This is a genomic window from Bradyrhizobium sp. Tv2a-2 (assembly GCF_000472425.1).
GTDB lineage: Bacteria > Pseudomonadota > Alphaproteobacteria > Rhizobiales > Xanthobacteraceae > Bradyrhizobium.
Map to the genome: position 1 here is coordinate 186,712 of NZ_AXAI01000009.1, position 20,222 is coordinate 206,933.

The following is a 20,222-nucleotide window of genomic DNA, read 5'->3' on the forward strand; positions in this document are numbered from 1 at the left end:
CTTAAAGCCCCATATAGGCTTCGCGGATGAAGCTGTTGCCCTTGAGCTCGGCGGCGGTGCCGGAAAGCTTGATCGCGCCAACCTCGAGCAGATAGGCGCGATCGACGACGTCCAGCACCTGCTGCACGTTCTGCTCGACGATCAGCACGGTCAGCCCCTCGGCGCGGATCCGGTGCACGAGCTCGAACACCTGTTGCACCACGATGGGCGCCAGGCCCGCGGACGGCTCGTCCATCAACAGCACCTTGGGCTTCGACATCAGCGCCCGCGCGATCGCGCACATCTGCTGCTCGCCGCCGGACATGGTGCCGGCGGGCTGGCCGCGGCGCTCCTTCAGGCGGGGGAAGAGCTGATAGACCCAGTCGAGCTGCTCGGCAAAGCGCGCACGGGCCGAGGGAATGAACGCGCCGATGCGCAGATTCTCCTCGACCGACAGGCGCGGAAACAGCCGACGATTTTCCGGCACATGCGCGATGCCCTGTTCGACCACGCGGTGCGCCGGCAGGCCGCCGATCTCGCGACCCTCGATGCTCATGGTTCCGTCCCGCATCGGCAGGATGCCGGAAATCACCCGCATCAAGGTGGTCTTGCCGGCGCCGTTCGGGCCGATCACGCCGACCGCTTCGCCGCGTGCCACGTCGAGCGAGACGCCGAACAGCGCCTGGAACGAGCCGTAGGCAGCGGAGACGGTGGCAAGCGACAGCATCGGCGTCATGCCTGCGCCTTGCCGAGATAGACTTCGGTGACACGGGGGTCGGCCGCCGCCGCACCCGGCTTGCCCTCAAAGATCTTCTCGCCATGGTCGAGCACGATCACACGATCGACCACCCGCATCAGCACGCCCATGATGTGCTCGACCCAGATGATGGTGATGCCGAGCCGGTTGCGGATGTCGAGAAGCATGTCGGCGGCACGCTCCATCTCGGCGCGGTCGAGCCCGCCGAGGCTTTCATCGGCGAGCAGCAGCTTTGGTTTTGTGGCAAGCGCCCGCGCAAGCTCGAGCTTTTTCAGCGCTGCGGCGCCGAGCCCCGCGGTCGATGCGGCGGCGTCGGAGGGCAGGCCGACCATGCCGAGCGCCTCGACGGCGCGGCGTTCGGCATCGAGCCGCGAGATGCGACCGGCCTCGCCATAGAAGGCGGCGAGCGTGACATTTTCCAGCAGCGACAATTTGCGAAAGGGGCGCGGGATCTGGAAGGTTCGTCCGACGCCTTGATGACAGACGACATGCGCGCTTTCGCCTGCGATCTCGCGGCCGTCGAGCCGTATCGAGCCGGAGGAGGGCCGCAGATTGCCCGCGATCAGATTGAATGTCGTGCTCTTGCCCGAGCCGTTGGGACCGATCAGGCCAAGGATCTCGCCTGCTCGCACATCGAAGGAGACCTGGTTCACCGCCAGGAATCCGCCGAACCGCTTGCTGAGTCCCTCGACCGTCAGCATCGGGATCTCTTGAAGTGGAGCATGATCTTTTCGAAAAACCGGTGTCCACTTTTTCGGATCATGCTCTTTTCACGCCGCGTAGACTGAGGATTTCGGCAGCGGGAAGACCGGGTCCTGGGTCCTGATATTGGTCGGCCAGACCACCGAGATATGCTCGCCGGCGTTCTGCATCACGACCGGCGTGGAGCGCTCGTTCTGGCCCGAGAGCGGCGTATCGGGTGGGAAGAATTTCACGCCATAGCCCTGGATGGTGCCGCCCGGCGGGATGTCGACATCGAGCGCGGCCTTGCGGACAGCCTCGGGATCGAACCCGCCGTATTTGTCCTTGGCGACCGGCAGCACATTGTTGAGCAGCACCCAGGTCTGGTTGAAGCCCATCGAGCAGTGCGGCGGCACTTCGGTGGCGCCGGTCTTGGCCTTGAAGCGCTCGACCATGGTCTTGATCAAATCGCCCAGGCCCGGCGCGAGTTTTGCGGGATCGAGCAATTGCGCCGGCACGGGATCGATGTTGCAGAAATTGTCGATGTCGGTGCCGAAGGTCGCGCGCAGCTTGTCGAGCTGGCTGTAGCCGGCGCCAGCGCCGAACAACATCTTGAAGCGCAGGCCGTTCTCGCGCGCCTGACGCAGGAACAGCGTGATGTCAGGGTTGTAGCCGGCATGGGAGATCACGTCGGCGCCCGAGCGCTTGATCTTGGTGACCAGCGTCGAGAGATCAGGAGCGGCGGCCGAATAGCCTTCCTTGAGCACGACCTGAACGCCGGCCTGTTTGGCAAAGACCTCGTCGGCCGCGGCAACACCGGAGCCATAGGGGCCGTCCTCGTGGATCAGCGCGACCTTGACGTCCTTCGGCTCCATGCCGAGCTTGGCCTTGGCGTGCTCGGACAGGAAGCCGCCAAAGGCCTGGCCATATTGATCGGAATGAATCTGCGCACGGAAGACATAGTGCAGGTTCTTGTCCTTGAACACGGCAGTCGAAACCGCGGTCGTGATCCAGAGGATCTTCTTCTGCTGCTCGCACTTGGCGGCAAGCGGGACCGCGTGCGCACTGGAGAAGACGCCGTCTATGATGTCGACCTTCTCCTGGCTGATCAGGCGTTCGACCTCGTTGATCGCAACGTCGCCCTTGCTCTGGGAGTCGGCCTTGACCGCCGCAACCTTGTACTTGCCGCCGATGCCGCCTTTTTCATTGACGAGATCGATCGCGATCTCGGTGCCGACCGAGGAGGCCACCGAGCCGCCGGCGGCGAATGGTCCTGACAGGTCGTAGATGGTGCCGATGCGCACGGTCTCGGCTTCGGCCTGCGCGCGTCTCCAATCCAGGCTGAGCACGGCCGCGGCAGCTGCGCTCCCCTTCAGCAGCGTCCTGCGTGAAGTCGGCATGGCATTCCCTCCCATTGACCGTCGTAAAGGCGATTGTTTTGTTGTTTTTCTTTGAAGTATTTGGTGGATACGGCGGAAAGTCAATCGGCCGGCGGCCTGGCTAGCCAAAGTGCTGACGCCGCGGTGAAGGCGCTTGCCCATCAGTTTGCGCCTGTCATATTGCAGGCAAGAACCACAAGGCCGCGTGACATCATGCAACAACTGGCCGGCAAGACGGCATTCGTGACCGGCGGGGCAAGCGGCATCGGCCTTGCGCTTGGCCGCGCCTTTGCCGAAGCAGGCATGAAGGTCATGCTTGCTGATATCGAGGCCGGTGCGCTCGAGACCGCCGTCAAAAGCTTCTCGAACGACGCCGATATACGCGGCGTGCTGTGCGATGTCGCCGATCCCGACAGCGTCGACCGAGCTGCGGAAGCTTGTTGCAAGGCTTTCGGAAAGGTCCACGTCGTTTGCAACAATGCGGGTGTCGGCGGTGGCAGCGGCATCGACGACATCTCGCTGCCGACCTGGCGCTGGGTGCTCGACGTCAACCTGATGGGCGTTGTTCACGGTATCCGCGCCTTCCTGCCTCACATCCGCGCACACGGCGAGGGCGGCCACATCGTCAACACGGCCTCCATGGCGGGCTTGAACAGCGGACTCGGCTTCAGCCCCTACGCGGCGAGCAAGTTCGCCGTGGTCAACATCTCGGAGGGACTGGCAAAGCAGCTCGCCTCGCTCGGTATCGGCGTCACCGTACTTTGCCCGGGATTTGTGCGAACCCGGATATCGGAGGCCAGCCGCAACCGGCAGGATCGCTACGGGCCGGCGCACCGGCCAGACCCGGACAGCGCCGCGGGCAAACTGGCTGCCGAGCTCTCCGAGCTCAGCCAATCCGGCCTCGATCCCGCCGATGTCGCAGCGCAAGTGCTCGCCGCCATTCGTGGCAATGAGCTCTATGTGTTCACCCACCATTCCGCCGAATGGCGAGCGGAACTGCAGGAGCGCTTTGATTCCATCCTGGCAGCGATGGACAAAGCGGCGGCCAATGCGGCGGCGGAATAGCCGGCCGGAGCACGGCTCCTGTGTCGCGGCAGGTCAGGCTGTCTTCTGAACATTCAGCCCAAGTTCGTCGATCATCCGTTGCCGCATCACGAATTTCTGGATCTTGCCGGTGACGGTGGTCGGGAACTCCTCGACAAAGCGAACATAGCGCGGGATCTTGAAATGGGCGATGCGGTCCCGGCAGAACGATCGGACCTCGTCCTCTTTCATGGCCGCGCCGGGCTTCACCCTGATCCAGGCGCAAAGTTCTTCGCCGAACCGGTCGTCTGGCACGCCGAACACCTGTGCGTCGGCGACCGCAGGATGCTGATAGAGCACGTTCTCGATTTCCGCGGGGTAGATGTTCTCGCCGCCGCGGATCGCCATGTCCTTGCTGCGGCCGACGACGTTGCCGTAGCCCTCTGCATCCAGCGTGCCGAGATCGCCGGTGTGCATCCAGCCCTCGGTGTCGATCGCCTCCTTGGTTTTCTGCGGATCGCCCCAATAGCCGAGCATCACCGAATAGCCGCGGGTGCAGAACTCGCCGGGCACGCCGACCGGCACTGTCCGTCCGTCGAGATCGACGACCTTGACCTCGACATGGGGATGAATACGGCCGACGCTGCTGACCTTGCGCTCCAGCGGATCGTCGGCGGAGGTCTGCAGGCAGACCGGGCTTGTTTCCGTCATGCCGAAGACGTTGGTGAAGTCGCGCAGATGCATGTCCGAAAGGCAGCGCTTCATCATCTCGATCGGGCAGGGCGCGCCGCCCGCCCAGCCGGTCCGCATCGAGCGGAGATCGAAGCTCGAAAACGCCGGATGATTCAGCATTGCGAGAAACATCGTGGGCACGCCGCCGATCGCAGTGCAGGCTTCGGCCTGGATCGCTTCGAGCGATGCGAGCGGATCGAACCAGTCGGCAGGAAAGATCATCGCTGCGCCATGCGTGAGGCAACTCAGAGTGCCCACGACCATGCCGCCGCAGTGATAGAGCGGCACCTGGATGCAGAAGCGGTCGCGTTCCCTGAGTCCCATGGTACGGCCGACGAAGAAGGCGTTGTTGAGGATGTTGCGATGGCTGAGCGTGGCGCCTTTTGGCGACCCCGTCGTGCCGCTGGTGAACTGGATGTTGACGGGATCGACGTTCCTCAATGTTGGTCCCAATGCGGCGAGCGCTTCGTGGTGCTGGGTCGTGGCCATGGCCGAGACCCGATCGAAGCGGATGAAGCCGGGCGCATCGGCGCCGATGCAGATCAGCGTCCTGAGCGAGGGGAGCCTGGCGGCGGCGAGCTGTCCCGGCGCGGAGCCGGCAATTTCCGGCGCGATCGTGTTGAGCATGTCGATATAGTTGCTGGTCTTGAACGCGGCGGCGGTGATGAGCGCGGCGCACTGCACCTTGTTGAGGGCATATTCCAGCTCGGCCAGCCGGTAGCCGGGATTGATGTTGACCAGGATCAGACCGGCCTTGGCGGTCGCGAACTGCGTGACGACCCATTCGGCATTGTTCGGCGACCAGATGCCGACACGCTCGCCGGGCTTGAGGCCCAATGCCAAGAGGCCCGCTGCGAAGGCGTCGACCTGCTGGCGCAACTCGCCGTAGCTCCAGCGGATGCCCTGGTGGCGGACCACCAATGCATCGTGTTCGGCCAAACGCTCGGTTGTCGTGTCAAAGAACGCGCCGATCGTGCTTTCGATCAGTGGCGTGTCGATTGGACCGCAGACGTGACTCTCCGTGATCGACATCGTCTCCCCCGTCCGCACCAGGCACATTTTTCGTGCTTCTCCGAGAGGTGCGTGCGGCAACTATGCACTGTCACGGCGGTTCACCGCAAGCGCCCGGCTCAGGTGCCGTCCGGGTTATCCGGCAGGTGCTTGAGATATTCGTAGACCGCGCCAAGCTCATGCGAGTGCCACGGCAAGGGCAATGAAGATTGATGGCCACAACAAATTGAAGGTCATGAAAACTGCTTTCGATTTGCGTTCAGGTTAAAACAATCGAAGCCGGCAATACGTGTCGCGCTACGTCATGCTGCGTCCTCCCAATGGACGTCATGTCGAAACACGAGCAGGCTGTGAGCGCGGGGTTGCCACGTGATTTCAAAGCCGCTGAAGAAGGATTACATCCGTAACGAAGCGGCTCGGTTCACTGTCGGAATTGTAGCGAAGTCGCCGGTGTCTGCGCCGATGCGCGATGTCGCATCGGAGATTGCGCGCCTCACTCGCGTGGCGCGGGATATCGCTTGATCAGTTGGTCGAGCGACAGTCTTGCTTCGTGGTCCGTCAGTGGAAAGCGGACAAGGACATCCTGACGGCCAAGCTGCCCCCAGAGGGCATCCGAAGACCACTTCTGCGGCTCGGGCCCGCGCGGGCCATCGATCCAGACGAAATACCATTTGGTCATCAGAAACATCCACGAGAGGCGTGCGCGATGGAACCTGAATGAAGGGCCACCGCGAAATCGAACCGGTTTCTTCACATTTGCGCGAGAGTGCCCCGCAGCCGCCAGTGGAACGCAACGGTATCCGCGCGATGCCGCAAATGCCAACAGAAAGACTTCCGAACGGCAAATTTCCGACACAGGGTTGCGGCGAGAAGGGCAATTCGACATGACGCATTGCGCAACGGCAGGCCTGTTCCGGCGTTGCCGTGGCGATCATTTCAATAGGGGTCTTCGTGTCGCACAGAACCTTCCCCGCGATCCTGCTCGTCCTTTTCTTGTTTGCTCTCCCTACATCGGCCCAGCCGGCTCCAGCACCGGCCACGCACGCTGCCGACAAGGCCGAGGTGCTAACGCCCGATCAGGCGAGGCGTGCGCTCGACACGCTGACTGACGACAAGAAGCGCGCCGAGATGATCGATACGTTGCGGGCGATCGCCAATGCTCCGGCGCCGCAATCCGCGCCTGTGTCCGAGCAAGCCGCGCCGGCGGCCGCGCCGCACTCGCCGATTCCGCTTAAGGAAGACAGCCTCGGCGCGCAGCTGCTGCTGACGGTGTCCGAAGAGATCGGCGACATCTCGCATGAGATCGCAGGCTTCGCGCGCACGCTGACACATTTCCCGGCCTTCTATTACTGGATCGTACGCACGGCGAACGATCCTGCGGCCTATGATCAGTTGCTCGATATTGCCTGGAAGCTGGCGCTGGTGCTTGGCTGCTCGCTTGCCGTTGAATGGGTAATCTTCCGCATCATCAAGCGGCCGGTTCTATTCCTTGAATCGCGCATGCCGGAGACCGCGCGTCAGCCCATGCCGATTGCCGAGCCAGTGATGGAGGCCGCGGACATCACGACACAGGTCGAGGTGCATCGGCGCCGTCTCAGCCTGGCGCGTGCCTGGCAGTCGGTGGTGAGGCTTCCTTTCGTGCTGGGTCGTCTCTTGCTCGAACTGTTGCCGGTGCTGGTCTTTGTCGGCGTCGCGACCACGTTGCTTGGCACCGAGATCGGCGACATCGTCACCACGCGGCTCGTCATCATTGCGGTGGTCAATGCCTACGCACTGTCACGTGGATTGATCTGCGTGGTGCGGGCGCTGGCGGGCCCGTTCGGGCTGCTTCGCGTGCGCGCCGAAACCGCTGCCTATGTCGAGATCTGGGCGCGGCGCGTCCTTGCCGTCGGTGTTTCCGGCATTGCCTTCGCCAACGTCGCGCTGCTGCTCGGCCTGCATCGCGCCGGCTACCTCGCCCTGCTGCGCATGGTGATGCTGGTCGTGCACCTCTTCGTCGTTGTCATCATCCTGCAATGCCGCCGCCAGGTTGCCGAGGCCATTCGTGCGCCTGCCGACCGGGTGAGCCTCGCGGCGAGGCTGCGAAACCGGCTTGCCGGCCTGTGGCATTATTTCGCCATCGCGCTCGATCTTGCACTGTGGGCGGTGTGGGCGCTCAACATCCGCAATGGCTATTCGCTGCTGCTGCAATATTTCGTCGGCACCATCGCGGTAGCGCTGATCGCGCGGCTCGCGACCATCGTCGCGCTGGGCCTGATCGATCGCGGCTTCCGCATCAGTCCGGATCTCAGGCAGCGTTTTCCCGGCCTCGAGGCCCGCGCCAACCGCTACCTGCCGCTGCTGCGCAAGACCGTTGCGACGATCATCGCCTTCATCGCCTTCGTTGCCCTGCTGGAAGTCTGGGGCGTCGATGCCATCGTATGGTTCTATGGCGGCCAGATTGGCAGTCGACTGCTGTCGGCGGTCGTAACCATCGCCATTGCCGCGCTTGCGGCGGCGGCGATCTGGGAGGTCGCCAACGCGCTGATGGATCGCCAGGTGAATCAGCTGTCGCGCGACGGCCATTACGCGCGCGCGGCGCGGCTGCGCACCTTTCAGCCGATGCTGCGGACGGCGCTGTTATGCCTGATCGTCACCGTGGTCGGCTTGACGGCGCTGAGCGAGATCGGCGTCAATGTCGCGCCATTGCTTGCCGGTGCCGGCATCGTCGGCATCGCCATCGGTTTCGGCTCGCAGAAGCTGGTGCAGGACCTCATCACCGGGCTGTTCCTGCTCCTGGAGAACACCGTGCAGGTCGGCGACAATGTCAGCGTATCGGGCCTGTCGGGGACGGTGGAGAATGTCTCGATCCGTACCATGCGCCTGCGGGCCGGCGACGGCGCGCTGCATGTCGTGCCGTTCAGCGCCGTGACCACCATCACCAATGCCAGCCGCGGCGTCGGCAATGCGGCGGTCAGCGTCAACGTCGCCTACAAGGAGGACAGCGATCGTGCCGGCCAGATCCTGAAAGACATCGTCGCCGAGATGCGCCGCGAGCCCGAATACAAGGCGGCGATCCTTGGCGACCTCGAATTGTGGGGCGTCGACAAGGTCGATGGCGCGATGGTGTCGATCGTCGGCCAGATCCGCTGCACCGATTTCGGCCGCTGGCCGGTCCAGCGCGAGTTCAACCGCCGCATGAAGCGGCGCTTCCAGGAGGCCGGCATCGATATGGCGTCCGCAAGCCAGACCATCCTGATGGCAATCCCCGCGTCATCAGACTCCGCCGCCAATACAAAGGTGCGGCGGGCTGCAGGCTAGGCCGTGAACCTATAAATCTACCGGGCGAGGCTTGCCAGAGTCCGCTAAGCACCGATAGCGACCAATTCCTGCATCGCAGCGAAATGACGCGATGGGCCAACAGGAGACATCGGCTTACGGTTGCCTGGCCGGGCCGATCTGCGGCGCGCGCACTGGCTTTGCCATGCCGAAGAAGACCGTGACACCTTGTCCGCCGCACCGGGTTGAGAGCGCTTCGTCGGGAACGCCGAAACAGCTATCTATATCCTGCCAATTATTCATGACCCAAACGTCGCCCGCCGGGCCGATGGCAAGATCGGTCTGCATCTGCAAACCTCCGCCGACATAGCCGCCGGGTGGCGAAATCTGGTCACCCGTCTTCATTCCTGGTGGACAATTTTCGGTACGAACACCGCACAGCTGCGTAATTGGGCTGTTCGTGCCGGCAAAATTGGAAATCCAGACGTTATCGTTACCGTCAATCGTCGCAGCCCAAGGACCGGGTAGACCGCCACCCTTGAAAGGCGAGCCGGGATATTCGCTGCCGTCGGGTCTCAACAAGGTGACGCTGCCGTCACCACCGCGTTGTTTAAACATTGCTCGTGTTACGACTTCATCCGGACTGCCACCAAGTTCTGCTCTTGCCAAAATGTCTGCGACGAGCAACTCGCCGCGCATCGAGCTACCTAGCCGGTTTGTCACCCATACATTTCCTTGACTGTCGATACCAAGTCCGCTGCCGCTCCAACCCGTACTGAACTTTTCGGCTTTGCTCGGATCGGAGGCAGGAAACCTTGTTACGTGGCCGCCGGCGCCATTCGTCACCCAGATCCGGTCCTGCTGATCAATGCCCAGATGGAACGGCCCCAAAAACGACTTGCATGGCTCTTTTTCGCGCCCCTCGCATACGATCTGGCCGTTGTTTAGATCTCCTTTGGGGAAATGGAGTAGTTGATCCTTGCTGACGCCGAGTGCCCATACATCGCCATTCGGCGTAGCAATGATGCCCTGCATCAGCCCAAGCTTACCGTTGAACGTAATTCCCTCAGGGGGTGTCAACGGCTTGCCGCTCTTGTCGAACACTGCGATGGACTTACCACCATAGGTACCGAACCAGGCATTATCGCTGGCATCGACTGCTAAGCCGAAAGTGCCCCCCTGCATACCTCCACCAGCGAAGCCGGTAGTGATCGGCGATATCGCCGTTCCATTCGGGCTGAACTTGGTCGCATTGCCCTGCCAAAGGTTATCGCGGCCCTGCCAGCCTATTGTGAAGTTGTCTCCAACCCACAAATTGCCTTCGCTGTCGAACATTGCTTTGCCACCCGCGCGATATCCTCCTCCGTCGAACTTCAACGGCAACACCCAGGCACTCGGAGGAAAGCTCAGGTATGGCATGAACGGTACCGGGCGCATGGTCCTGCCTGCAGGCACCGTATAGAACTCGTTTAGCAAACGAAACAGCCGCTCGGGGTGATACCAGGGATAGCGGGCGATGGCCTGCGCCGCCGTCAGCGTGTCGGTCGGCGCGGTTCCCTTCGGGGGTGTCACGGCTGCGAAAAGCCTGCTGCATGCGTCCGGTTTCACCAGCGTAGCGCATGCGGACAGCAGGTCGGACAAGGTAGCGAAGTTCGCCAGCGTCGGGGTCTGGCCGCTGTTAAGCGGGTCTTGAATAATCGGACCCCACCCACCTGTTTGAAGATCGACAAAGCTCGGCACATTACCGGCGGCGATCTTAAGACCAAGCGCATGGCCCTTGATCGCGGTCCCATCAATGAACTGGTTGTTTGTCCAGACCGATGCCACGGTTGTCATCTCATTGATGACCACTGGCGACGGAGGCGAGTTACCCAAGACTGACAACATCGCAATCGCCGGATTGTCGCCAGCGCCCCTGTTGACCAAGGCTTCGCCACCCTTGGCAACGACATATAAAATCACATTCGCAGCGGGCGTTTCCGTGCTGGTGAGCTCGAAGTGGCCGTCACCGTTTGTTCTTGCTTGCGCCAGTTGTTTCGGCTCGCCCGCACTCGCAGCCCAAAGCGTGACGGACGAATTTGCGATCCCGCCACCGCCCGCTTGCACTTGGCCCTCGATACGAATAGCGGCCTTGGCCGGGCTGCACGCGAAGCCCAGCGCACCGAGCGTCACAAGCATGGCAACCATCTGCGCTGTGTTGATGAAGAGCGTTCGCACACGGAACATGTTTGCCTCCTTGAAGGGCGGTTTATGTCCTGAGTGTCGGGCAGCGCGCAGGATATTTCCCGAATAGTCTCCGCCCGGCAAAAACAACGATAGCTCGCGGGGCTAGAGCCGCTATGCAACATCGGCAAGAATGATCCCGGCAGCTCAGCGCAGAGCCGCCTATCGAGCGCCGAAGCGAGGCAATAGCCCATGTCGCGTATGGGTCCATTCGCGACATGGCCAAGCCAGCAGCGGGTCCGGCTATGTCCGATATTCCGCCGAAAGCGGAAGTAAATTCAGAGCATTACCGGCCCCGCTACGGGCCGTGCCGGGTTGATGATATGGCCGTGCGCGTGATTCAAGCTCCGAAACTGGAGCCTCGACTCATGCGCTACGAACTCAGCGATTATGAATGGACCGCCATCAAACCGATGCTGCCGAATAAGCCGCGCGGCGTTCCGCGTGTAAATGATCGGCGCGTGCTCAATGGCATCTTTTGGGTCCTGCGTTCAGGCGCGCCATGGCGAGACCTGCCTCAGACCTATGGTCCCCGCACCACCTGTCACAACCGCTTCGTTCGTTGGCGGCGGGCCGGCGTCTGGGACCAGATCATGGAAGCGCTGGCCGCGGGCCATGACGCGGCGGTGCAGATGATCGATACGTCCATCGTGCGCGTGCATCAGCACGGAGCGTGCATCGCGGACGGCAATCACCGAGATATGGGTCGCTCGCGCGGGGGCCTGACCAGAAAAATTCACGCGGTGGTGGACACCAAATGTATGCCGGTCCATCTCGCCACTCCCGGTGAGGCGCATGACGATCGGCTGTGCTCGGCTCTCCTCAGCGCCTTGCTTCCACAAACGATGTTGCTCGCGGATCGTGGATACGACGCGGACTGGATCAGGGAACTTGCCCTCCAGCAAGGAGCATGGGCGAACATTCCACCGAAACGAAATCGGAAAGACCGATCTGCTTCAGCCTGTATCTGTATCGCGCGCGCAACCTGATCGAACGGTTCTTCAACAAGATCAAGCAATGTCGGCGTGTCGCGACACGATATGACAAACTCGCAGCCAATTATCTGGCGTTCATCAAGCTCGCATCAATCCGAATTTGGCTACGCGCTAATGAGTCCGCGCCCTACTCACCGCCTGGCCTCAAGGGTGGATATGCGCAGTCGGGTCGCCGCGGGCATGCGCATCCATGGCATCGAGGAGGCACCGCACCTTCGCCGGAATGAATCGGCGCGCCGGCAGCAATGCGTGCACATTGAGCGGCTCACAGAGGTGATCGGCCAGCAGGCGCCGCAACTGCCCGGTCTCGACTGCGGTACGGGTGTAGCTCGCGGTGACGCGCAGCACCCCATGACCCGCGAGAGCAGCCTGCAGCCGCACATGGGCGTTGGAGCTGATCAGCCGTGGCTTCTCGATGCCAAGACGTTGCACGGTGCCACCCGGCGGCGTGATCGCCCAGGCGGTGTCGTTCGGGCCGGTCAGGAGCGGCAGCTTGGCAAGGTCTGCGACCGTACGCGGCTCGCCATAACGCGCGAGCAGTGAAGGCGAGGCAAACAATCCGCGCTCGAGCGAGAACACGCGGCGGATCACAATCCCGGCCGACGGCAACGGCGCCTCCAGCATGGCGAACACGATGTCATAGTTCTCGGCGACAGGATTGACGATGTCGTGCTCGACGTCGATGCGGATCGAGAGTTCCGGATAGCGGCTCATCAATTCGCAGGCGACGGGGCCCGCATGATGGGCGCCGAATTCGTAAGGCGATTTGATGCGCAGCGTTCCTGATATGGCGCGGTTCATCGACTGCGCCTCGCTGTGCGTATCGTGCAGCGCGGCAAACAGCGGCTTGACCCGGCGATAGATGGTCTCGCCGGCCTCGGTGAGGCGGAGATGCCGCGTGGTACGCTCGATCAGGCGGAGGCCGAGATTGCCTTCCAGTCGCTGCACTGCAGCACTAAGGCTGGATTTCGGATGTCCGAGCACGCGCGCGGCCGCACTGAAGCCGCCATGCTCGACCACCTCGCAAAACAGCTCCCAATCGCGCCAGTCCATGCTTCGATTGTCCATCCAGCGGTACAGTGTGTCCAGTGAGAACCGGTTCTCCGGAAACTGCCGATCACCTACAACAGTCCCCCAAGAGCAGGGAAGGAAGGGCGATATGAAGGACGTTGATGGAATCTTCCTGAGAAATTCCTGGTACGTCGCGGCGCTGGGCCAGGAACTGATCGACGGCCACAAGGTGGCGCGCACTATCCTTGAGCGCCCGGTCGTGATTTATCGCGGCACCAGCGGCCGTGTGGTCGCGCTCGACGATCGCTGCTGTCATCGCGCGGCGCCGTTGTCGATGGGGCGCATCGAAGGTGACGATATTCGTTGCATGTATCACGGCATGAAGTTCGAGCCGGGCGGAAAATGCATCCAGATTCCGGGCCAGGACGCGATCCCCGCCAAGCTCGGTGTGCGCTCCTATCCCGTGGTCGAACGCTACAACATGGTTTTCATCTGGACCGGCGATCCCGAGAAGGCCGATCCGAGCCTGATCGTCGACTATCCGCCGCTCGCCGATCCCAGCTGGCGCGGGCTGCCCGGCTACATGCACTACAAGGCGAACTGGCTCCTGATCGTCGACAACTTAAGCGACTTCGCCCATCTCGCCTTCGTGCACACCAACACGCTTGGCGGCTCCGAGGAATATGCCTACAAGACCAAGCCGGTTGCGATCGAGAAGCTGGACGATGGATTCCGCGTCGAGCGTTGGCATCTCGATGCCGATCCGCCGCCCTATCACCGCAAGGTCATCCCGAACAAGACCGACCGCATCGACCGGCGCAATATCGGCCGCATGCTGATTCCCGGCATCTTCCTGCTCGACAGCATGTTCGCACCGGCCGGCCAGGGAGCGGAGAAGGGCGTCGCCGTTCCGGGCACGCGGCAGTACCGCAACGCGCAGTTCATGACGCCGGAGACGCGCAGCTCGACGCATTTCTTCTGGAACTACCTGCACGACTACGATCTCGACAATCCGAACATCGCGATCTCGCTGCGCCACAGCCTCGAGGAAGGCTTCAACGAGGACAAGGATATCATCGAGGCGCAACAGCGCGTGCTGGATGAAGACCCGAACTATCCGCTGCTGGCGATCGGCGCGGACGCGCCGCTGACCTATTTCCGCTGGTTGATGGCGCGCAAGCTCGAAGCGGAGAAGACCGCGGCGCGTGCCGCGTGACATTTCAGCCTGATCCGGCCAGGTCAGCCCCGGTTGCCGCGATCATGCTGAAACGAGGACGGGGCGGCCATGATCGGCCGCCCCGCGCTCAAATCGAGTTGGCTGCGGAGGTGTGCGGTGCGCGTTAGCGGGCCGCGGTCACCATGATCTCGACATTGTACTGAGGCGCCGCGAGCGCGGCCTGCACGGTGGCGCGTGCCGGCGTGTTGCCGCCGGACACCCAGCCGTCCCACACCGCGTTCATCTCGCCGAACGTTTTCATGTCGGTGAGATAGATGGTCGCGGTGAGCAGCTTCGACTTGTCGGTGCCGGCCTTCGCCAGATGGCCGTCGATAATGGAGAGGATCTCCTGCGTCTGCCTGGTGACGCTTTCGCCCGCGGCCTTGCCCGCCACGACGCCGGCGAGATAGACGGTGTCGCCGTGCACGACAACCTGGCTCATGCGCGGCCCGGTTTCAAAACGCTGGATAGTCATTCAAGGTCTCCGATTGTTGCGGCGACTTCCTAGCAAAACTCGGTTGACACCGTCTACCCGCGGCTTCGCCTGCTCTGTTCAGGGATCGATCAGCACGCCCGGATTGAGCAGGCCAAGTGGATCGAGCTCGCGCTTGGCTGCGCGAAGCGCGGTCGCGAACAGCTCGGGGCGCTGGCGGTCGTACCAGGGGCGGTGGTCGCGCCCGACGGCGTGGTGATGGGTGATGGTGCCGCCGGCCTCGATCAGCGCGTCGCTGGCCGCATCCTTGATGGCCTGCCACTGCTTCAGCAGCGCGCCGTGGCGGCCGAGGGCGTGGAAGGAGAAATAGGGCGCGGGGCCGTCGGGATAGATATGGGTGAAGCGGCAGGTGACCTCGCCTTTGACGCCGGTGGCCTCAACGATGGCGCGCTCGGTCGCCGTCTTGACCTTGTCGTGAAAGGTCTCGAAGCGATCCCAGGTGATGGCGGTTTCGAAGGTGTCGTTGATGATGCCGGCGGGATTGAGAAACTCTCGCGCATAGGGCATGCGGATGAAGGCGTTGCGCCAGATCCCGGCCGCGCCTTCGAGATGCGCGTCGCTTGCCTCGGCGGGTTCAACGGTACCGCCATGGTCCGCGCAGCATTGCAGCGCCCGCGCCATCCAGGCATCGAGCGGATGATCGCCGGACTCGAAGGCCAGCACCATGATCGCGACGCTGCCGTCGGCGGCGCCGGTGTTGTAGGCTTCGGCCGGATCGAGGATGCGGCAGTTGGACGGATAGAGCCCGGCTTGCGCAATTGCGCGCACGGCGCGCGCGGCCTCGAAGAAGGAGCGATAGCGGACCGATGCGCCGGCACGGAATCTCGGGCGCGGCTGCAGCCGCATCCAGGCGCGTGAGATCACGCCCAGAATTCCTTCCGAGCCGATGAACATGCGGTCGGGGCTGGGGCCTGCGCCCGATCCCGGCAGGCGGCGCGTCTCCACGATGCCGCGCGGCGTCACCACGCGCAGGCTTTCGACGAAATCGTCGATATGGGTGTAGAGGCTGGCGAAATGGCCACCCGATCGCGTCGCGATCCAGCCGCCCAGCGTCGAATATTCAAAGCTCTGCGGAAAGTGCCGCAAGGTGACGCCGTGCGGCTTGAGCTGGCTTTCCAGCGCCGGGCCATAGGTGCCGCCCTCGATCAGGGCAGCGCGCGAGGTCATGTCGACCTCGACGACCTTGTCCAGGTTGCGCAGGTCAAGCGTGATTGCGGCCTTGTATCTTGATCCATCGGCACGCGGCTCGACGCCGCCGCAGACGCTGGAGCCGCCGCCGAACGGCGTCAGCGAGGCCTGGACCGAGCCGGCCCAATCCATCACGGCCGAAATTTCTGCCTCGTCGCGCGGATAGGCGACGACGTCGGGGGCGCAATCATAATCGCCAAGCATTGCTCGCACATAATCGGGATAGGATTTTCCGTAGGCATGCGCGGCGCGGTCGTAGCGTTCGGTCGTGCAGAAGGCGGCAAGCGAGGCCGGCGGGGTGAGGCGCGGTGTGCGAAGTGCGAGATCCTCCAGGCGCGGCACGGCGATGGTTTCGAAATTGTCGCGGGCGAATTTCTGACGGTAGCGGCCGAGCACGAAGTTCCGCTCCTCCGCGCTCATGCCTTCGCCTTCGCGGCCCCAGCCGTAATGTTTCAGCCTCGCGCCGGTCATGAGCGTTCCTCGCATGTTTGTTTCTTTTGCGTTTCGCCGCAAAAGACTACGCTTGCCGGCATTGTGCTACAAGGAGTCAATCGTCTCGCCGTTGGCGCGCTTTTCGTGCTGCGGCGGCCGCAAACAACGATGGATACCCATATGAACGGTCAGACAGCCAAGAGCACCGCCAAGGTCAAGGGCTCGGATCTTCTCGTCGCGGCGCTCGAAAACGAAGGTGTCGAGCGCATCTTCGGCGTGCCCGGCGAGGAAAATCTCGATCTTGTGGAGTCGCTGCGCAATTCAAGGATCGAGCTGGTCCTGACCCGGCACGAGCAGGCCGCCGCCTTCATGGCCGCGACCTATGGACGGCTGACCGGCAAACCTGGTGTGTGCGTGTCGACATTGGGGCCGGGCGCGCTCAATCTGTCGACGGGCGCGGCCTATGCCCATCTCGGCGCGATGCCGATGATCATGATCACCGGCCAGAAGGCCATCATGAGCAGCCGGCAGGCACGGTTTCAGATTGTGGATGTCGTCGCGACGATGAAGCCGCTGACCAAGCTGGCGCGGCAGATCGTGAGCGCCGTGAGCATACCGACTGTGGTCCGCGACGCCTTTCGCGCGGCGATGGAGGAGCGCCCGGGTCCGGTGCATCTGGAATTGCCTGAGGACATCGCGGGCGAGGAGGTCGAGGCCGCGCCGCCGGTTCCGGTCCATCCGATCGAGATTCCCGTCGCCCATCGCGCCGCGCTCGATCGCGCCGCCGAGATGATCCTGGGCGCAAAACGTCCGCTGATCATGATGGGGGCCGCAACCAGCCGGCCGCGTTCGACCCATGGTCTTGCGAGCTTCGTCAGGCGGACCGGAATTCCCTTCTTCACCACCCAAATGGGGAAGGGCACCGTGCCCGGCGGCACCAATCTCTATATGGGCACGACGGCGCTGTCCGAGCGCGACTATGTGCACGAGGCGATCGATGCGGCAGACCTCATCGTCGCCATCGGCCACGATCCGGTCGAGAAGCCGCCCTTCATCATGGGGCCCGGAGGGCCGCAGGTGATCCACATCTGCTACACGCCGGCGACCGTGGAGCAGGTCTATTTCCCGAATGCCGAAGTCGTCGGCGATGTCGGGCCGAGCCTTGAATTGCTGGCCGATCGCGTCGAAGGCAAGCTGCCGAACGCGAACGCGCTGCTGCCGATGCGAGAGCATATCCTGTCGCGTATCGCCGATCGCGCGACCGAGGCGCGCTGGCCGCCGACGCCGCAACGGATCGTCCATGACGTCAGGCAAGTGATGCCGGAGAACGGCATCGTCGCGCTCGACAATGGCATGTACAAGATCTGGTTCGCGCGCAACTACCGGACGCGGGTCGCCAATACGCTTCTGCTCGACAATGCGCTGGCGACCATGGGGGCCGGCCTGCCGTCGGCCATGCTGGCGGCGATGCTCTATCCGGATCGCAGGGTGCTCGCGATCTGCGGCGACGGCGGCTTCATGATGAACAGCCAGGAGATGGAGACCGCGGTTCGGCTGAAGCTCAATCTCGTGGTGCTGATCCTGCAGGATAACGCCTATGGCATGATCCGCTGGAAGCAGGCCGTCGATCATTTCCCCGATTTCGGCCTGAGCTTCGGCAATCCCGACTTCGTCCTCTACGCCAAGGCGTATGGCGCGAACGGCCATCGCATCGAGACCATCGACAGCTTCGTACCCACGCTGGAGGCCGCCTTCCAAAGTGGCGGTGTGCACCTGATCACGATCCCGATCGACTATTCGGAGAACGTGCGCGTGCTGGTCGATGAACTGCGGGCGCGGGAAACGGAGCGAGGTTGACGATCCAACACGGCTGGTTCATCTCTCCCCACTGCGGAGAGGTAGACTGAGCGCTCATATAAAAGCCCGCGCTGTTCGAGCGCGGGCTTTTACATTGCTCAGGTTTGGCGGGCTGGGCCCGCGCTTTCCCTCAGAACAAGTTGGCGAAGATGAAGTAGAGGCAGCCCGACAGCATCATTGCGATCGGCAGGGTCAGCACCCAGGCCATCGCGATGTTGCGGATGGTCGACCATTGCAGCCCCGAGCCGTTCGCCGCCATCGTGCCGGCGATGCCCGAGGAGAGCACATGGGTGGTCGAGACCGGCAGGCCGTAGCCGTCGGCTGCTGCGATCGTAGCCGCCGCGGTGATCTCGGCGGCGGCGCCTTGCGCGTAGGTCAGGTGGGTCTTGCCGATCTTCTCGCCGACCGTGACGACGATGCGCTTCCAGCCGACCATGGTGCCCAGCCCCAGTGCGATCGCGACCGCGATCTTCACCCAGCCCGGAATGAACTTGGTGGCGGCATCGAGCGAGCCCTTGTAGGCGTTGAGCGTCGCCACGTCCGTAGCCGAGAGTTCGGCCTCCTTGTCCTTCATCAGGAAGCGCAGCGCTTCGGAGGCGAGATACATGTCGTTACGGGTGTTGCCGACCAGCTCCGAGGGAACCTTGGCCAGTGACCCATACTGGCTGACCTGCTGGGCGATATCGCGCACCAGCACGGCCAGCGATGGGAAGGTGCCCTCATTGATCTGGCGCTGCGCGACAAAATTGGTCACCGCAGGCCGCGGATTGCCGATCACATTATAGCCGGCGGCCTTGCCCTCGATGATCTTGCTCGCAGCTTCCGAATTGCTGATGAACTGAGCGACCTGACTCTGTGGCATCGAACGGTTGAGCGCATAGGCCGTCGGCACGGTGCCGATCAGGATCAGCATGATCAGGCCCATGCCCTTCTGACCGTCATTGGAGCCATGGAAGAAGCTGACCAGCGTGCAGGTGAGGACCAGGATGCCGCGGATCCACAGGGGCGGCGGCTGGTTGCCGACCGGCTCTGCGAACAGCTGCGCCGCGGCGCGCTGCAGCAGACTCTTGAGAACGAACAGCAGGGCGAAGGCGAGCACGAAGCCGAACAGCGGCGAGAGCAGGAGCGCCTTGCCGATGCCGGCCGCCTGCGACCAATCCACGCCGGAGGTGCCATCGCGGCCGCGCATCAGCGCATTGGCGATGCCGACACCGATGATCGAACCGATCAGCGTATGCGACGAAGAGGCGGGCAGGCCGAAATACCAGGTACCGACATTCCAGATGATGGCGGCGATCAGCAGCGCGAACACCATCGCAAAGCCGGCGCTGGAGCCGACCTGCAGGATCAATTCCACCGGCAGCAGCGACACGATGCCGAATGCCACCGCGCCGCTCGAGAGCAGCACGCCGAACAGGTTGAACATGCCCGACCAGACGACGGCAACATGGGCCGGCAATGAGCGGGTGTAGATCACGGTCGCCACAGCGTTTGCCGTGTCATGGAAGCCGTTCACGAACTCGAAGCCGAGCGCGATGAGGAGCGCGACGAACAGCAGGATGTACGGCATGAAGCTCGTCACCCGCGTGCCGGTCGCATCGATGTCGGAATAAATGCTGTAGGCGACGAACAGCAGCGCGGCTGCGACGACGCCCATATAGATGACACCAGTAAGCGGGTGAAAACCGCGATCGAGTTCGGGGCCCTTTTGCAGTGCGGGCTCTATCGAACCGGGTAATGCAACGTCGCTCATTTCAAATACTCCTGTCCCAACGGGCCGCAATCTTGCGCGATGCATGTGACAGTCAGTTGAAAAGGCCCGTAAAAACCACGGCCGGTCCCCATCTATAGAGGTTGTTGTTCCCGCAAACAGCCCCATGATTTCCGCGCGATGCGAGGCATCGAACCGCAAAATCCCGAGATTGAGATGTGAGATTCCGGGTTCGTTCCTTTCGAAGCGTCCGGAATGACGGGGCGTGAATGGATG

At 62.9% G+C, this 20,222-nt stretch carries 14 protein-coding genes and 1 pseudogene; 5 read left to right on the forward strand and 10 right to left on the reverse strand.

Annotated features, from left to right (window positions below):
• Position 1 precedes the first annotated feature (1 nt).
• The 3 genes from A3AI_RS0120620 to A3AI_RS0120630 all read right to left on the reverse strand — a co-directional run bounded on the left by A3AI_RS0120620 (position 2) and on the right by A3AI_RS0120630 (position 2,817).
• Positions 2-706, reverse strand: coding sequence for an ABC transporter ATP-binding protein (locus tag A3AI_RS0120620; protein WP_024517392.1), 705 nt, complete (start codon positions 704-706; stop codon positions 2-4).
• A 5-nt stretch (positions 707-711) separates the two neighbouring features.
• Positions 712-1,437 (reverse strand): ABC transporter ATP-binding protein, encoded by a 726-nt coding sequence (locus A3AI_RS0120625; RefSeq protein WP_024517393.1) that lies wholly within the window; start codon positions 1,435-1,437, stop codon positions 712-714.
• Positions 1,438-1,506: 69 nt separating this feature from the next.
• A complete protein-coding gene (locus tag A3AI_RS0120630) occupies positions 1,507-2,817 on the reverse strand; it encodes an ABC transporter substrate-binding protein (RefSeq protein WP_024517394.1) in 1,311 nt (436 codons plus the stop codon).
• A gap of 192 nt (positions 2,818-3,009) precedes the next feature.
• Here A3AI_RS0120630 and A3AI_RS0120635 point away from each other — a divergent pair, with 192 nt between their 5' ends.
• The gene (locus A3AI_RS0120635) at positions 3,010-3,861 is read left to right on the forward strand and encodes an SDR family NAD(P)-dependent oxidoreductase (RefSeq protein ID WP_024517395.1); all 852 of its coding nucleotides are present in this window, start codon (positions 3,010-3,012) and stop codon (positions 3,859-3,861) included.
• 33 nt (positions 3,862-3,894) lie between these two features.
• On the opposite strand, the gene A3AI_RS0120640 is transcribed toward A3AI_RS0120635, so the two are convergent.
• Together A3AI_RS0120640 and A3AI_RS0120645 are read right to left on the reverse strand one after the other, a co-directional pair.
• Positions 3,895-5,583 (reverse strand): AMP-binding protein, encoded by a 1,689-nt coding sequence (locus A3AI_RS0120640; RefSeq protein ID WP_024517396.1) that lies wholly within the window; start codon positions 5,581-5,583, stop codon positions 3,895-3,897.
• A gap of 472 nt (positions 5,584-6,055) precedes the next feature.
• Positions 6,056-6,241, reverse strand: a complete 186-nt coding sequence (locus A3AI_RS0120645) for a hypothetical protein (protein WP_036049053.1) — start codon at positions 6,239-6,241, stop codon at positions 6,056-6,058.
• A gap of 272 nt (positions 6,242-6,513) precedes the next feature.
• Here A3AI_RS0120645 and A3AI_RS0120650 point away from each other — a divergent pair, with 272 nt between their 5' ends.
• Positions 6,514-8,862, forward strand: a complete 2,349-nt coding sequence (locus A3AI_RS0120650) for a mechanosensitive ion channel domain-containing protein (protein WP_024517398.1) — start codon at positions 6,514-6,516, stop codon at positions 8,860-8,862.
• Between the two features lie 114 nt (positions 8,863-8,976).
• Here A3AI_RS0120650 and A3AI_RS0120655 read toward each other — a convergent pair whose 3' ends face one another.
• Positions 8,977-11,046: an NHL repeat-containing protein gene (locus A3AI_RS0120655; protein ID WP_024517399.1), complete on the reverse strand. Its 2,070-nt coding sequence runs from the start codon at positions 11,044-11,046 to the stop codon at positions 8,977-8,979.
• A gap of 365 nt (positions 11,047-11,411) precedes the next feature.
• On the opposite strand from A3AI_RS0120655, the pseudogene A3AI_RS46340 reads away from it, so the two are divergent.
• Positions 11,412-12,151, forward strand: a pseudogene (locus tag A3AI_RS46340) (IS5 family transposase); the annotation flags it as partial.
• Between the two features lie 31 nt (positions 12,152-12,182).
• Here the strand turns inward: A3AI_RS46340 and A3AI_RS0120665 are convergent.
• A complete protein-coding gene (locus A3AI_RS0120665) occupies positions 12,183-13,091 on the reverse strand; it encodes a LysR family transcriptional regulator (protein WP_024517401.1) in 909 nt (302 codons plus the stop codon).
• A gap of 106 nt (positions 13,092-13,197) precedes the next feature.
• Here A3AI_RS0120665 and A3AI_RS0120670 point away from each other — a divergent pair, with 106 nt between their 5' ends.
• A complete protein-coding gene (locus tag A3AI_RS0120670) occupies positions 13,198-14,265 on the forward strand; it encodes an aromatic ring-hydroxylating dioxygenase subunit alpha (RefSeq protein ID WP_036048981.1) in 1,068 nt (355 codons plus the stop codon).
• A 124-nt stretch (positions 14,266-14,389) separates the two neighbouring features.
• On the opposite strand, the gene A3AI_RS0120675 is transcribed toward A3AI_RS0120670, so the two are convergent.
• Both A3AI_RS0120675 and A3AI_RS0120680 read right to left on the reverse strand, forming a co-directional pair.
• Positions 14,390-14,740, reverse strand: coding sequence for a RidA family protein (locus tag A3AI_RS0120675; protein WP_024517403.1), 351 nt, complete (start codon positions 14,738-14,740; stop codon positions 14,390-14,392).
• A gap of 78 nt (positions 14,741-14,818) precedes the next feature.
• Positions 14,819-16,417, reverse strand: a complete 1,599-nt coding sequence (locus A3AI_RS0120680; protein ID WP_024517404.1) for an FAD-binding oxidoreductase — start codon at positions 16,415-16,417, stop codon at positions 14,819-14,821.
• Positions 16,418-16,558: 141 nt separating this feature from the next.
• Between A3AI_RS0120680 and A3AI_RS0120685 the strand changes: the two genes are divergently transcribed.
• Complete coding sequence (locus A3AI_RS0120685) at positions 16,559-18,235, forward strand: acetolactate synthase large subunit (protein ID WP_024517405.1); 1,677 nt, start codon at positions 16,559-16,561, stop codon at positions 18,233-18,235.
• A 130-nt stretch (positions 18,236-18,365) separates the two neighbouring features.
• On the opposite strand, the gene A3AI_RS0120690 is transcribed toward A3AI_RS0120685, so the two are convergent.
• Positions 18,366-19,988: an inorganic phosphate transporter gene (locus A3AI_RS0120690; RefSeq protein ID WP_024517406.1), complete on the reverse strand. Its 1,623-nt coding sequence runs from the start codon at positions 19,986-19,988 to the stop codon at positions 18,366-18,368.
• Positions 19,989-20,222: the final 234 nt, after the last annotated feature.